This is a genomic window from Pseudomonas fluorescens (assembly GCF_902497775.2).
Taxonomy (GTDB): Bacteria; Pseudomonadota; Gammaproteobacteria; order Pseudomonadales; family Pseudomonadaceae; genus Aquipseudomonas; species Aquipseudomonas putida_F.
This window is the reverse complement of sequence record NZ_OZ024668.1, coordinates 1-11,758: the sequence shown is the minus strand read 5'-3', so window position 1 is coordinate 11,758 and position 11,758 is coordinate 1. Positions and strand designations below refer to the sequence as shown.

The 11,758-nt window shown below is 56.9% G+C and carries 11 protein-coding genes and 4 tRNA genes; all 15 read right to left on the bottom strand.

Going from position 1 to position 11,758, the window contains the following annotated elements; genetic code table 11:
* Positions 1–37: 37 nt before the first annotated feature.
* Complete coding sequence (gene rpoB, locus F8N82_RS00075; RefSeq protein ID WP_038998482.1) at positions 38–4,111, bottom strand: DNA-directed RNA polymerase subunit beta; 4,074 nt, start codon at positions 4,109–4,111, stop codon at positions 38–40.
* 219 nt (positions 4,112–4,330) lie between these two features.
* Complete coding sequence (gene rplL / locus F8N82_RS00070) at positions 4,331–4,696, bottom strand: 50S ribosomal protein L7/L12 (RefSeq protein WP_033703494.1); 366 nt, start codon at positions 4,694–4,696, stop codon at positions 4,331–4,333.
* 78 nt (positions 4,697–4,774) lie between these two features.
* Positions 4,775–5,275, bottom strand: coding sequence for a 50S ribosomal protein L10 (gene rplJ, locus F8N82_RS00065; protein WP_038998480.1), 501 nt, complete (start codon positions 5,273–5,275; stop codon positions 4,775–4,777).
* A 200-nt stretch (positions 5,276–5,475) separates the two neighbouring features.
* A complete protein-coding gene (gene rplA, locus F8N82_RS00060; RefSeq protein WP_010220296.1) occupies positions 5,476–6,171 on the bottom strand; it encodes a 50S ribosomal protein L1 in 696 nt (231 codons plus the stop codon).
* Complete coding sequence (gene rplK / locus F8N82_RS00055) at positions 6,171–6,602, bottom strand: 50S ribosomal protein L11 (RefSeq protein WP_010220295.1); 432 nt, start codon at positions 6,600–6,602, stop codon at positions 6,171–6,173. The genes rplA and rplK overlap by 1 nt, the downstream gene beginning before the upstream one ends.
* 119 nt (positions 6,603–6,721) lie before the next feature.
* Complete coding sequence (gene nusG / locus F8N82_RS00050) at positions 6,722–7,255, bottom strand: transcription termination/antitermination protein NusG (RefSeq protein WP_010220294.1); 534 nt, start codon at positions 7,253–7,255, stop codon at positions 6,722–6,724.
* A 9-nt stretch (positions 7,256–7,264) separates the two neighbouring features.
* Positions 7,265–7,633 (bottom strand): preprotein translocase subunit SecE, encoded by a 369-nt coding sequence (gene secE, locus F8N82_RS00045; RefSeq protein ID WP_028944936.1) that lies wholly within the window; start codon positions 7,631–7,633, stop codon positions 7,265–7,267.
* 45 nt (positions 7,634–7,678) lie between these two features.
* A tRNA-Trp gene (locus tag F8N82_RS00040) sits at positions 7,679–7,754 on the bottom strand.
* A 53-nt stretch (positions 7,755–7,807) separates the two neighbouring features.
* Positions 7,808–9,001 carry an elongation factor Tu gene (gene tuf, locus F8N82_RS00035; protein ID WP_038998479.1) on the bottom strand — a complete coding sequence of 398 codons (1,194 nt, stop codon included), beginning with the start codon at positions 8,999–9,001 and terminating at the stop codon, positions 7,808–7,810.
* An 85-nt stretch (positions 9,002–9,086) separates the two neighbouring features.
* Positions 9,087–9,162: transfer RNA gene (locus F8N82_RS00030), tRNA-Thr, on the bottom strand.
* A 26-nt stretch (positions 9,163–9,188) separates the two neighbouring features.
* A tRNA-Gly gene (locus tag F8N82_RS00025) sits at positions 9,189–9,262 on the bottom strand.
* Between the two features lie 24 nt (positions 9,263–9,286).
* Positions 9,287–9,370: transfer RNA gene (locus F8N82_RS00020), tRNA-Tyr, on the bottom strand.
* Positions 9,371–9,522: 152 nt separating this feature from the next.
* Positions 9,523–9,951 carry a hypothetical protein gene (locus tag F8N82_RS00015; protein WP_038998478.1) on the bottom strand — a complete coding sequence of 143 codons (429 nt, stop codon included), beginning with the start codon at positions 9,949–9,951 and terminating at the stop codon, positions 9,523–9,525.
* A 7-nt stretch (positions 9,952–9,958) separates the two neighbouring features.
* Positions 9,959–10,705: a pantothenate kinase gene (locus tag F8N82_RS00010; RefSeq protein ID WP_038998477.1), complete on the bottom strand. Its 747-nt coding sequence runs from the start codon at positions 10,703–10,705 to the stop codon at positions 9,959–9,961.
* The gene (birA, locus tag F8N82_RS00005; protein ID WP_038998476.1) at positions 10,695–11,654 is read right to left on the bottom strand and encodes a bifunctional biotin--[acetyl-CoA-carboxylase] ligase/biotin operon repressor BirA; all 960 of its coding nucleotides are present in this window, start codon (positions 11,652–11,654) and stop codon (positions 10,695–10,697) included. Before birA ends, F8N82_RS00010 begins: the two co-directional genes overlap by 11 nt.
* Between the last annotated feature and the right edge of the window lie 104 nt (positions 11,655–11,758).

Below are 11,758 nucleotides of genomic sequence, written 5' to 3'. Positions count from 1 at the left end.
CGGGCTTTTCAGCCACGCTCCCGATTCGCGTCACGTGTTATTCGGTTTCCAGATCGATATCGATACCGAGCGAACGGATCTCTTTGATCAACACGTTGAAGGACTCGGGCATGCCCGGCTCCATACGGTGATCGCCGTCCACGATGTTTTTATACATCTTGGTCCGACCGTTCACGTCGTCCGACTTCACTGTGAGCATTTCTTGCAGGGTGTATGCCGCGCCGTATGCTTCCAGCGCCCACACTTCCATCTCCCCGAAACGCTGACCACCGAACTGCGCCTTACCACCCAGCGGCTGCTGGGTAACCAGGCTGTAAGAACCAGTGGAACGCGCGTGCATCTTGTCGTCCACCAAGTGGTTCAGCTTGAGCATGTACATGTAGCCAACGGTCACATGACGCTCGAACTTGTTGCCGGTACGGCCGTCGAACAGCTGCATCTGACCGCTTTCTGGCATGTCTGCCAGTTTCAGCATGGCCTTGATCTCGCTTTCCTTGGCACCGTCGAAGACTGGAGTGGCCATTGGCACACCGCCTTTGAGGTTCTTCGCCAGGTCCAGGATTTCCTGGTCGGAGAAGGTCTCCAGTTCTTCCTGACGACCACCGATCTCGTTGTAGATCTCGGTGAGGAACTTGCGCAGCTCGATGACCTTGCGCTGCTCTTCGAGCATGCGGTTGATCTTCTCGCCCAGACCTTTAGCCGCCAGGCCCAGGTGGGTTTCAAGGATCTGACCAACGTTCATACGCGATGGTACACCCAACGGGTTGAGTACCACGTCGACCGGAGTACCGTTGGCGTCGTGCGGCATGTCTTCAACCGGCATGATCACCGAGACCACACCCTTGTTACCGTGACGACCGGCCATCTTGTCGCCCGGCTGGATGCGGCGACGGATTGCCAGGTAGACCTTGACGATCTTCAGTACGCCCGGTGCCAGGTCATCGCCCTGCTGCAGCTTGCGCTTCTTGTCTTCGAACTTGTCGTCCAGCAGACGGCGACGATCAACGATGTAGGCCTGGGCCTTCTCGAGCTGCTCGTTCAGCGCGTCTTCGGCCATGCGCAGCTTGAACCACTGGCCGTGCTCCAGACCGTCCAGGACTTCGTTGGTGATCACAGTGCCTTTCTTCAGGCCTGCACCACCGTCGACAACCTGGCCGTTCAGGGCCGAACGCAGACGTTCGAAGGTTGCGCCTTCGACGATGCGGAACTCTTCGTTGAGGTCCTTGCGGATCTCGTCCAGCTGCATCTTCTCGATGGACAGCGCACGGCTGTCGCGCTCGACGCCATCACGGGTGAAGACCTGCACGTCGATGACAGTACCTTTGGTGCCGGTAGGCACGCGCAGGGAGGTGTCTTTGACGTCGCTGGCCTTCTCACCGAAGATCGCGCGCAGCAGTTTCTCTTCCGGAGTCAGCTGGGTTTCGCCTTTTGGCGTTACCTTGCCGACCAGGATGTCGCCAGCGCCAACTTCAGCACCAACATAAACGATACCGGCTTCGTCCAGCTTGTTCAGCGCAGCTTCACCGACGTTCGGGATGTCCGCGGTGATTTCCTCTGGGCCAAGCTTGGTGTCACGGGCCACACAGGTCAGTTCCTGGATGTGGATCGTGGTGAAGCGGTCTTCCTGAACCACACGCTCGGACAGGCAGATGGAGTCTTCGAAGTTGAAGCCGTTCCACGCCATGAACGCGATGCGCATGTTCTGACCCAGAGCCAGTTCACCCATGTCGGTGGACGGGCCGTCGGCCATGATGTCGCCACGCTGAACCGCATCACCCTTGTTCACCAGCGGACGCTGGTTGATGCAGGTGTTCTGGTTCGAACGGGTGTATTTGGTCAGGTTGTAGATGTCGACACCGGCTTCACCGGTCTCAACTTCGTCATCGGCAACACGAACAACGATACGGCTGGCATCGACGGAGTCGATGACGCCACCACGACGAGCCACGACGCAAACGCCGGAGTCACGGGCAACGTTGCGCTCCATGCCGGTACCGACCAGCGGCTTGTCGGCACGCAGGGTTGGTACAGCCTGACGCTGCATGTTCGAACCCATCAACGCACGGTTGGCGTCGTCGTGCTCGAGGAACGGAATCAGCGACGCTGCAACCGAAACTACCTGTTTCGGCGAAACGTCCATCAGGGTGACGTCTTCCGGCGCCTTGACGGTGAATTCGTTCAGGTGACGAACAGCTACCAGCTCGTCGATCAGGTGCTTCTTCTCGTTCATCGTGGCCGAAGCCTGGGCGATGACGTGATCAGCTTCTTCGATCGCCGACAGGAACACGATGTCGTCGGTAACCACGCCCTCTTTCACCACGCGGTACGGGCTTTCCAGGAAGCCGTACTGGTTGGTGCGAGCGTACGCAGCCAGGGAGTTGATCAGACCGATGTTCGGACCTTCAGGAGTCTCGATCGGGCACACACGGCCGTAGTGGGTCGGGTGTACGTCACGGACTTCGAAGCCTGCGCGCTCACGGGTCAGACCACCAGGGCCGAGTGCGGAGACACGACGCTTGTGGGTGATCTCGGACAGCGGGTTGTTCTGGTCCATGAACTGCGAGAGCTGGCTGGAGCCGAAGAACTCTTTCACCGCCGCCGCAACCGGCTTGGCGTTGATCAGGTCCTGAGGCATCAGGCCTTCGCTTTCAGCCATCGACAGGCGCTCTTTGACCGCGCGTTCTACACGCACCAGGCCAACGCGGAACTGGTTCTCGGCCATCTCGCCGACACAACGGACGCGACGGTTACCCAGGTGGTCGATGTCGTCGACGATGCCTTTGCCGTTACGGATGTCGACCAGGGTCTTGAGGACCTCGACGATATCTTCCTTGCTCAGCACGCCCGAACCTTCGATCTCGGTGCGACCGATACGACGGTTGAACTTCATGCGACCAACGGCCGACAGGTCGTAACGCTCGGCGCTGAAGAACAGGTTGTTGAACAGGGTCTCGGCGGCATCCTTGGTTGGCGGTTCGCCAGGACGCATCATGCGATAGATCTCGACCAGCGCTTCCAGTTGGTTGCTGGTGGAGTCGATCTTCAGGGTATCCGAGATGAACGGACCGCAGTCGATGTCGTTGGTGTACAGGGTCTCGATACGGACAACCTGGGCCTTGGCGATTTTCACCAGGACGTCGGTGGACAGTTCGGTGTTGCACTCAGCCAGGATCTCGCCGGTAGCCGGGTGCACGATCGCCTTGGCGGTGGTGCGACCCAGGACGTATTCCAGCGGCACGTCCAGTTGCTTGACGCCAGCTTTTTCCAGCTGGTTGATGTGACGAGCGGTGATACGACGACCTTGCTCGACAATGACCTTGCCGGTTTCGTCATGGATGTCCATGACCGCAACTTCACCACGCAGGCGCTGAGGCACCAGTTCCAGGCTGAGCTTCTCGCCCGACACGTGGAAGACGTTGGTGGTGTAGAAGGCATCCAGCACTTCTTCAGTGCTATAGCCCAGCGCGCGCAGCAGAACCGACGCAGGCAGTTTGCGACGACGGTCGATACGGACGAATACACAGTCTTTCGGATCGAATTCGAAGTCCAACCACGAGCCGCGGTAAGGAATGATCCGCGCCGAGTACAGCAGTTTGCCAGAGCTGTGCGTCTTGCCGCGGTCGTGATCGAAGAACACGCCCGGCGAACGGTGCAGCTGGGAAACGATAACACGCTCGGTACCGTTGATTACGAAGGTACCGTTTTCAGTCATCAGGGGGATTTCACCCATGTAGACTTCTTGCTCTTTGATGTCCTTGATCGCTTTGTTCGACGATTCTTTGTCGAAAATGATCAGGCGGACTTTTACCCGCAGCGGAACCGCGTAGGTCACGCCACGCAGTACGCATTCTTTGACATCAAAAGCCGGTTCGCCCAGACGATAGCCAACGTACTCCAGGGCAGCATTGCCGGAGTAGCTGATGATCGGGAAAACCGATTTGAAGGCCGCATGCAGGCCCACGTCGCGGAACTGATCTTTGGTCGCTCCCGCTTGCAAGAATTCACGATACGAATCCAGCTGGATGGCCAGGAGGTAAGGCACATCCATGACGTCCGGCAACTTGCTAAAGTCCTTGCGGATACGTTTTTTCTCAGTGTATGAGTAAGCCATCAGCGTTCCCCAGCTTGGTCACCTGCTTGTTTGGCTTCTCCCGACGGGAGCAGCCAGAAAATCGTGCAAACCCCTTGGTTTGCGCCACCATCATTGGTGGTTGCAGCTCGTTATCGGCGCCGACCTGGTCAGCTGCCAATAACGGAAAAAGGCCGGTGGCAAGAGCCACCAGCCATCAGCCGTTTGCTTAGCGCTCGGGCTGGAGTCGCAAAGTCGAAATTACTTGAGTTCGACTTTAGCGCCTGCTTCTTCCAGCTTCTTCTTGGCGTCTTCAGCGGCTTCTTTCGAAACGCCTTCAGCGACAACCTGAGGAGCGCCGTCAACTTTCTCTTTGGCTTCTTTCAGGCCCAGACCGGTCAGTTCACGAACGGCCTTGATCACGTTGACTTTCTTCTCGCCAGCTTCAAGCAGAACCACGTTGAATTCGGTTTGCTCTTCAACAACGGCAGCGGCAGCAGCTGGGCCAGCAGCGGCAACAGCAGCGGTAACGCCGAAGGTTTCTTCCATTGCTTTGATCAGCTCAACAACTTCCAGAACGGTTTTCTGGCCGATTGCTTCGATGATTTGTTCGTTAGTCAGAGACATGACTTGAATCCTGTATTGGGGTGACAGCTTACGCAGCCATCAAATTAAACATATGATTTTGAAAGGGCTTGCGGTGCCTTAGGCAGCAGCAGCTTCTTTCTGGTCGCGAACGGCTGCCAGGGTACGAGCCAGCTTGCTGGTAGCGCCTTGGATCACGCTCATCAGCTTCGCAATGGCCTCGTCGCGGGTCGGCAGGGTAGCCAACACGTCGATCTGGTTAGCGGCAAGGAACTTGCCATCAAACGCAGCTGCCTTGATCTCGAACTTGTCCTGACCCTTGGCGAACTCTTTGAACAGACGAGCAGCAGCGCCCGGGTGTTCGTTGGAGAAAGCGATCAGGGTCGGGCCGGTGAAGACGTCGTTGAGGACACTGAATTCAGTGTCAGCAACAGCGCGCTTGAGCAGGGTGTTACGTACGACACGTACGTATACGCCAGCTTCACGAGCCTCTTTACGGAGTCCGGTCATTGCGCCTACAGTCACACCACGGGCATCAGCCACGACAGCGGACAGAGCGACTTTGGCAGCCTCGTTGACTTCAGCGACGATGGCCTTCTTGTCTTCGAGTTTAATTGCCACGGGTTTAACTCCTGCTTGTTACCGTTTCATCTGGCCGAAGCCGGATGTCGTTTTGGTGTCTGATTCGGTAAGGAACCGGGAGCACCATCTGCGTAGGCTTGAGGTTTAAGACTTGCGCCGCCTACGGTCTTGGATAGCCCCCGCCAGGCAGGGACCCCAATTTTTTCAACCTGGTGCGATCGCTCGCACCGGGTTTTGTCTTACGCGCTCAGCGAGCTCTGGTCGATGACCAGACCTGGGCCCATGGTGGTGCTCAGGGTAACGCGCTTGACGTAGATACCTTTCGAGGAAGCTGGCTTGATACGCTTCAGATCAGCGATCAGGGCTTCAACGTTTTCCTTCAGCTTGCCAGCTTCAAAGCCGACTTTGCCAACGGAGGTGTGGATGATGCCGTTTTTGTCGGTGCGATAACGAACCTGACCAGCCTTGGCGTTTTTAACCGCGGTGGCTACGTCTGGAGTTACGGTACCGACTTTAGGGTTAGGCATCAGGCCGCGAGGACCCAGAACCTGACCCAGCTGACCTACAACACGCATTGCGTCCGGGGAAGCAATTACGACGTCATAGTTCAGGTCGCCGCCTTTCATTTCGGCAGCCAGATCGTCCATACCAACGCGGTCAGCGCCGGCAGCCAGAGCGGCTTCAGCAGCAGGACCCTGGGTGAAGACAGCTACACGTACGGTCTTGCCAGTGCCGTGTGGCAGCACGGTAGCGCTACGAACGACCTGGTCGGATTTACGTGGGTCAACACCGAGGTTGACAGCAACGTCGAAGGATTCGCTGAACTTCACGGTGGACAGTTCGGCCAGCAGTACTGCTGCTTCTTCGAAGTTGTAGACTTTGCCTGCTTCGATTTTCGAAGCAATGGCCTTTTGGCGCTTGGTCAGCTTAGCCATTACACACCCTCCACGTTGAGGCCCATGCTGCGAGCGGAACCGGCGATGGTACGCACGGCCGCATCCATGTCAGCAGCGGTCAGATCAGCATTTTTGGTTTTTGCGATCTCTTCCAGCTGAGCACGGGTCACAGTACCGACTTTAACGGTGTTCGGACGTGCAGAACCGCTGGTCAGGCCAGCTGCTTTCTTCAGCAGAACCGAAGCAGGGGTGCTTTTGGTTTCGAAGGTGAAGCTGCGGTCACTGTAAACAGTGATGATCACAGGAGTCGGCAGGCCGGCTTCTTGACCCTGAGTACGGGCGTTGAAGGCCTTGCAGAATTCCATGATGTTCACACCGTGCTGACCCAGTGCTGGACCAACGGGTGGGCTTGGGTTGGCCTGGCCGGCCTTTACTTGCAGCTTGATGTAAGCCTGAATCTTCTTAGCCATGAGCTACTCCAATATCGGGTACGAACGCCAGAAGGCTCCCCGGATGACTTGCGTTTTATCCCAGTGACGACAAAACCCCGCAGCACATAGGGCTGCGGGGTATGGGATGCTTTGTTCGGCTAGACCTTCTCGACCTGGCTGAACTCGAGCTCTACCGGGGTAGAGCGACCGAAAATAAGCACGGCCACTTGGATCCGGCTCTTCTCGTAGTTAACTTCTTCAACGGTACCGTTGAAATCAGCAAACGGACCGTCGATAACACGAACCACTTCGCCCGGCTCGAACAGAGTCTTCGGCTTCGGCTTGTCGCTGCCATCGGCAACACGACGCAGAATGGCCTCGGCTTCTTTGTCGGTGATCGGCGCAGGCTTGTCTGCAGTACCACCAATGAAGCCCATGACGCGAGGGGTATCCTTGACCAAGTGCCAAGTCCCTTCGTTCATGTCCATCTGGACCAGCACATAACCTGGGAAGAACTTACGCTCACTTTTGCGCTTCTGGCCATTGCGCATCTCAACCACTTCTTCAGTGGGGACCAGAATTTCGCCGAAGCCATCTTCCATGCCAGCCAGCTTTACGCGCTCGATCAGCGAGCGCATTACATGCTTCTCGTAACCCGAGTAAGCATGCACAACGTACCAACGCTTAGCCACGGGACACCCTTAGCCAACAATCAAGGAAATCAACCAACCGAGCAGGGAGTCGAGACCCCACAGCAGCAACGCCATTACCAGGACAACCGCCACTACGATGAGCGTGGTCTGCATGGTTTCTTGACGGGTTGGCCATACGACTTTACGAATCTCGGTGCGAGCTTCCTTTGCCAGCGCAAAGAACGACTTGCCTTTGGCAGTCTGCAGGGCAACGAAGCCAGCTACAGCAGCAAGGGCGAGCAGTGCAAGTACGCGGTACAGAATCGGCGAGGCAGAGTAATACTGGTTACCCACAACACCAACGACCACCAAAGCGACAACAGCCAGCCACTTGAGCAGATCAAAACGAGAGTCTTGGGCTTCAGCCTTGGGAGTCATCTAGGAAAATCCTGTGAAAAGAAAGCCAGACACACGAGGTGAATCTGGCAGGTCAGGAGGGAATCGAACCCCCAACCTACGGTTTTGGAGACCGTCGCTCTGCCAATTGAGCTACTGACCTAAAAGCTTATCAGGCCGGCCATTATGCCGGCCTGATCGAGAGAAATCAACTACTTATTCGATAATCTTCGCTACTACACCGGCACCGACGGTACGACCGCCTTCACGGATAGCGAAACGCAGACCGTCTTCCATTGCGATGGTTTTGATCAGGGTAACAATCATCTGAATGTTGTCACCTGGCATTACCATTTCAACGCCTTCTGGCAGCTCGCAGTTACCAGTCACGTCAGTAGTACGGAAGTAGAACTGTGGACGGTAGCCTTTGAAGAACGGAGTATGACGACCGCCTTCTTCTTTGCTCAGAACGTAAACTTCTGCGGTGAACTTGGTGTGCGGCTTGACCGAACCCGGCTTGACCAGAACCTGGCCACGCTCAACGTCGTCACGCTTGGTGCCACGCAGTAGAACGCCGCAGTTTTCACCAGCACGACCTTCATCCAGCAGCTTGCGGAACATCTCAACGCCGGTGCAGGTGGTGGTAGTGGTATCACGCAGACCAACGATTTCCAGGGCATCCTGAACGCGGACGATACCACGCTCGATACGACCGGTAACAACGGTACCACGACCCGAGATCGAGAATACGTCTTCGATTGGCATCAGGAACGGCTTGTCGATAGCGCGCTCAGGCTCTGGAATGTAGCTATCCAGAGTCTCAACCAGCTTTTTGACAGCGGTGGTGCCCATTTCGTTGTCGTCTTTGCCTTCCAGAGCCATACGAGCCGAACCAATAATGATCGGAGTGTCGTCGCCCGGGAAGTCATAGGTGGACAGCAGGTCGCGAACTTCCATCTCGACCAGCTCCAGCAGCTCAGCGTCGTCTACCAGGTCAGCCTTGTTCAGGAAGACCACGATGTACGGAACGCCAACCTGACGGGACAGCAGGATGTGCTCACGGGTCTGCGGCATCGGACCATCGGCGGCCGAGCAAACCAGGATCGCGCCGTCCATCTGGGCAGCACCGGTGATCATATTCTTCACGTAGTCAGCGTGACCTGGGCAGTCAACGTGAGCGTAGTGACGAATGTTCGAGTTGTACTCGACGTGCGCGGTATTAATGGTGATACCACGAGCTTTTTCTTCTGGAGCACTGTCGATCTTATCGAATTCAACGACGGCCGAACCGAAAACTTCGGAGCAGACGCGGGTCAATGCCGCAGTCAGCGTGGTCTTGCCATGGTCAACGTGACCAATGGTGCCGACGTTTACGTGCGGCAGACTACGATCGAACTTTTCCTTAGCCATCGAGACAATCCTCAGCAATAAGAAACAAGCAAGTCATTACGACCATTAAAACAAAGGCAGATATTTTCATATCTGCCTTGTTATATGGAGCTCTTGAGCGGATTTGAACCGCTGACCTCACCCTTACCAAGGGTGTGCTCTACCAACTGAGCTACAAGAGCGAAACACTGTGCAACAGCAGCAAACTTGGAGCGGGTAGCGGGAATCGAACCCGCATCATCAGCTTGGAAGGCTGAGGTTCTACCACTAAACTATACCCGCGGAGCTTGCGGCTCTCGCTAAAACTGGTGGAGGGAGAAGGATTCGAACCTTCGAAGCTCTCGCAACGGATTTACAGTCCGTCCCCTTTGACCGCTCGGGAATCCCTCCAGATTTGGCCGGCATTCTATTCAGATGCCAATCCAGTGTCAAGCGTTTTTTCAAATTTTTTCAATCAAATCTGAAACTTAGCTGCTTTGACACCGCCTCCAGCTCTACCACCTGAGTGGTGTTCCCTGTGAAGCGGGCGCCATTCTATCAAGCTATTCGCCAGTTGCAATACCCTCGCACAACATTATTTTGTGTTTTAAGTCTTTGAAATCATGGGAAAGTGTCCCGAGCACGGTTTGGTCCAGCAAACGCTGGCTCTGGGGCGCAATCTGCAGCCACAAACCGGTGCTGTCACCCAGGCGACCGGTCACCGGAACAGCGGCAATATCGAGGCTCAGCAAGCGCTGACGCAATGCTTTTAGCTGTTCCTGCTCCACCAGCCCACCTACATAGAGGCATTCCTGGCCCCGCTGAGGTGCTGTTTTACCCTTGGTCGACTCACTCAACAGACGAATATCCTGCTGATTCCCCTTGTACAGCGACAACGGCGCCACTTCCTTGGCCTTCAACGGCGCTTCCTGCTGGTGCCAGACGTAATAAAAGACGTTGAGCACCACCAACAACAGAAACAACCAACGCATAGGCACCTCAATCCAGGGGACAAGCCATGGCCAGGCCAACGAATACCAGGTCCGGAACCACCCGGGCCTGTGGAGCGGCCTTTTGCACCAGGAGCGCATCGCCCCCGGTCAGCAACACAGTGAAATCATCACCCCACAACTCATGGGCATGCTCAAGCTGCGAGCGGACAAAACCCTGGAGCATGTGCACGCAGCCACGTTCAACCGCCTCGACGGTAGAACGCCCAGGCGCGAGGCTCGACAGTGCGCGCTCAGCGGAGGCATCGTCATAGCGGATGCGTCGCGTGTGGGTACGCAGCTGGCTACGCATCAACGGCATGCCCGGGCAGATGAAGCCACCCAGGTGCTCACCGTCGGCAGAAACGAAGTCAGCCTTGGCCGCCGTACCGAAATCCATCACCAGGCACGCGCCACGGGCCAGGTGAAAACCGCCCAGCACCGCAAGCCAGCGATCCAGGCCGAGGCGCTGGTAATCTTCATAGCCATTACGTACACCAGCGACCTCCTTCGAAGGCTGGGCCACCACAACGTTCAAGCCAAAGTGCTGGGCGAGCAGCGCCGAAAGGCCGGCTGTCTCCTCCTCACTTCTCACACTGACCAGGCGGCAGCGCCGTGGCGCTGCAGGGAGCGCCGTGACGGCAGCTACCAGGGCCTGGTCGGAGTCCACAATGCCGCCGGCAACAACGGCGCCCTCAGCAGCACTGATGACTCGCCACTTGATAAAGCTGTTGCCGCAATCGAGCTCAAGAATCATCACGCAACCTCAAACTGAGCTCACCACCACTAAAGCTCTTTTCAACACCATCAACCTCGAGGCGCAACGCCCCTTGCCGGTCAATGCCTAAAACAATGCCATCGATCCGGTTGACCCCGGCAATCAAGGATACCGCAGCCCCTTGCCACAGGTGGGACTGCTCCCATTCGGCCTGGAATGCGGCGAAACCGGATTGCCGATGACGCTGCAGATCCTGCTGCAAGTTGTAACTGAGCGTAGCTACCAGCTTATTGCGATCGACCGCTACGCCGGTCTCACGCCGCACGGACGTCCATAGCTGATCGATCTGCTCATTGACCTGCATATTGACGTTGATACCGATCCCCAGCACAACGTGACAGACGTCCGCGGGATCACCGACCAGTTCCAGGAGGATACCGGCGATCTTCTGATTGTTTACCAGAACATCATTTGGCCATTTGAGCCCCGCGCCGGAAACACCAAAGGCCTGCAGCGTACGCATTACAGCCAGGCCAACCACCAGGCTCAAACCCTCTAGCTGGCGCATACCGCCTTCGATACGCAACACCAGGCTGAAGTAGAGGTTTTCCGCGAACGGGCTGACCCACTGGCGACCGCGCCGACCGCGCCCCGCCGCCTGACGCTCAGCCAGCACCAGGAACGGCGCCGCCTGGCCTTCACCGATCGAGCGCAGGGCCTGGGCGTTGGTCGAGTCGATGGATTCGAATATCAACGCTGGCCACTGCTCACCCCGGGAGAGCTCGGCTATGGCCGATTCTTCCAGCAACGACAACGGCGTGGCCAACTGATATCCGCGGCCACGGACTTTATGAATGGGCAGGTTCAGCTCAGCCTCAAGAAGCTGCAATTGCTTCCAGACAGCGGCGCGACTGACGCCCAAGGCCGCGCCCAGGTCTTGCCCGGAATGGAACCGGCCATCCTTGAGGAGCTTCAACAACTTCAGCATGCCAATCTCGACTCACAATGAGGAGGGCATGATAGCCATGCAGGTGGGGATTGCATAGAAAACTGAGCTGTAGGAACGGCGCTCTGTGGGTACCGCCCACAGAG

Coding starts and splice junctions, on each gene's coding strand:
- tuf (WP_038998479.1), bottom strand. CDS start 9,001: ATGGCTAAGGAAAAGTTCGATCGTAGTCTGCCGCACGTAAACGTCGGC.
- rplL (WP_033703494.1), bottom strand. CDS start 4,696: ATGTCTCTGACTAACGAACAAATCATCGAAGCAATCGGCCAGAAAACC.
- rplK (WP_010220295.1), bottom strand. CDS start 6,602: ATGGCTAAGAAGATTCAGGCTTACATCAAGCTGCAAGTAAAGGCCGGC.
- F8N82_RS00010 (WP_038998477.1), bottom strand. CDS start 10,705: ATGATTCTTGAGCTCGATTGCGGCAACAGCTTTATCAAGTGGCGAGTC.
- rplA (WP_010220296.1), bottom strand. CDS start 6,171: ATGGCTAAGCTGACCAAGCGCCAAAAGGCCATTGCTTCGAAAATCGAA.
- secE (WP_028944936.1), bottom strand. CDS start 7,633: ATGACTCCCAAGGCTGAAGCCCAAGACTCTCGTTTTGATCTGCTCAAG.
- rpoB (WP_038998482.1), bottom strand. CDS start 4,111: ATGGCTTACTCATACACTGAGAAAAAACGTATCCGCAAGGACTTTAGC.
- F8N82_RS00015 (WP_038998478.1), bottom strand. CDS start 9,951: ATGCGTTGGTTGTTTCTGTTGTTGGTGGTGCTCAACGTCTTTTATTAC.
- birA (WP_038998476.1), bottom strand. CDS start 11,654: ATGCTGAAGTTGTTGAAGCTCCTCAAGGATGGCCGGTTCCATTCCGGG.